At 75.9% G+C, this 1,719-nt stretch carries 2 protein-coding genes and 1 pseudogene; 2 read left to right on the top strand and 1 reads right to left on the bottom strand.

Going from position 1 to position 1,719, the window contains the following annotated elements; translation table 11 throughout:
- Nucleotides 1-324 (bottom strand): annotated as a pseudogene (locus N866_RS18465) (hypothetical protein); the annotation flags it as partial.
- Nucleotides 325-396: 72 nt separating this feature from the next.
- Between N866_RS18465 and hemE the strand changes: the two are divergent.
- A complete protein-coding gene (gene hemE, locus N866_RS18460) occupies nt 397-1,449 on the top strand; it encodes a uroporphyrinogen decarboxylase (RefSeq protein ID WP_034229513.1) in 1,053 nt (350 codons plus the stop codon).
- Nucleotides 1,446-1,719, top strand: a 274-nt coding sequence (locus N866_RS18455) for an FAD-dependent oxidoreductase (protein WP_034229511.1), incomplete at its 3' end; no start/stop codon positions are given. The genes hemE and N866_RS18455, both read left to right, overlap by 4 nt.

Here is a 1,719-nt window from a genome sequence, read left to right as displayed (position 1 = left end):
CTCGGCCGCGGGGGCGGGCCGGACGCCGGCGGGGCCGGTCCCCAGGGAAGACCCAGCGGTGTCGTCGGCGGCCGCGGGCGGCACCTCGATCGCCGCGGGGGCGACCGCGCGCAGCAGGACCGGGGCGCCGTCGTCGGCGGGGCGGGGGATGTCCGTGTCGAGGTACAGCTCGAACCGGTTGCAGGTCGCCAGGACGACGCAACCGGTGATGGCGGGGCTGTCCCTCACGACGCTCGTCCCCACGGAGTGCGCCCCGGAGCTCAGCTGCTCCAGGACGTCGAGGTCGAGGTCGCGATGACTCGCCGAGAGGCTCAGGAGGACCACAACGCGCTCGATTCAACCAGCCGCCGGAATGGTTGGCACAATCGCACCGTGAACCTGCCAGGAAGTCATCCCATGATCGACGGTCGGACGTCGCATGCCGCCGTCGTCCGGGCCTTTTCCGGGCAGCGTCCCGAGGACCCCGAGACCCGCCCCGTGTGGTTCATGCGCCAGGCCGGCCGGTCCCTGCCGGAGTACCGCGCGACGCGCGCCGGCGTCGCCATGCTCGACGCCTGCCTCGACCCGGCCCTGGCCAGCGAGATCACCCTCCAGCCCGTGCGACGGCACGGCGTGGACGCGGGCATCTTCTTCAGCGACATCGTCGTGCCCCTGCGGCTGGCGGGCGTCGCGGTCGACATCGTGCCGGGCACCGGGCCGGTCTTCGAGCACCCGGTCCGGACCGCCGACGACGTCGCCCGGCTCGCCCCGCTGGACCCGGACGCCCTCGCCCCCGTGACCGAGGGTGTCGCGCTCACCGTCGCCGAGCTGGGGTCGACGCCGCTGCTCGGCTTCGCCGGCGCACCCTTCACGCTCGCGTCCTACCTGGTCGAGGGCGGACCGTCCAAGGACCAGCTGCGCGCCCGCACCCTCATGCACGCGGACCCGGGGACGTGGCAGGCCCTCATGGACTGGTGCGCCGACGTCACCGGGGCGTTCCTGCGCGCGCAGGTGCTGGCCGGCACCAGCGCGGTGCAGCTGTTCGACTCCTGGGCGGGCGCCCTGTCCCTCGCGGACTACGAGGCCCACGTCGCCCCGGCCTCCCGCCGGGCGCTGTCGCACGTGGCGGACCTCGACGTGCCGGTCGTGCACTTCGGCACCGGCACGGGCGAGCTGCTCGTCGCGATGCGCGACGTCGGCGCGGACGTCGTCGGGGTCGACCACCGCATCCCGCTCGACGAGGCGAACCGTCGCCTCGGGGGCCGCACGCCCCTGCAGGGCAACATCGACCCCGCCTACCTCGACGCCCCGTGGCCCGTGCTCGAGGCGCACGTCCGCGACGTGATCCGCCGCGGCGGCGACGCGCCGGCGCACGTGCTCAACCTCGGCCACGGGGTGCCTCCCGCGACCGACCCGGAGGTCCTCACGCGCATCGTGCGGGTGGCCCACGGGGAGGACGTCCGCGCGTGACCGGCACGCCGGAGGCGTCCCCGGCGCCGACGACCCCGCCGCAGCAGGACGGCGCCGTGGACGTCGTCGTGGTGGGCGCGGGCGTCGCGGGACTGGTCGTCGCGCGGGACCTGGCGGCGCGCGGCCGGCGCGTCCTGCTGCTCGAGCGCGACGCCCGGCCCGGCGGCTGCGTCGCGTCGGTGCAGGTCGCGGGCCTGACGGTGGACGCGGGCGCGGAGTCGTTCGCGACGCGGTCGAGCGTCGTGCCCGACCTGCTCGCCGAGCTGGGCC

It is taken from the genome of Actinotalea ferrariae CF5-4 (assembly GCF_000603945.1).
Lineage (GTDB): Bacteria > Actinomycetota > Actinomycetes > Actinomycetales > Cellulomonadaceae > Actinotalea > Actinotalea ferrariae.
Note: the sequence above shows the minus strand (reverse complement) of the source record. Positions and strands in the feature narration are given on the sequence as shown.

Excerpts from the sequence above, each read along its gene's own strand:
- hemE (WP_034229513.1), top strand. The coding sequence starts at position 397 with ATGATCGACGGTCGGACGTCGCATGCCGCCGTCGTCCGGGCCTTTTCC.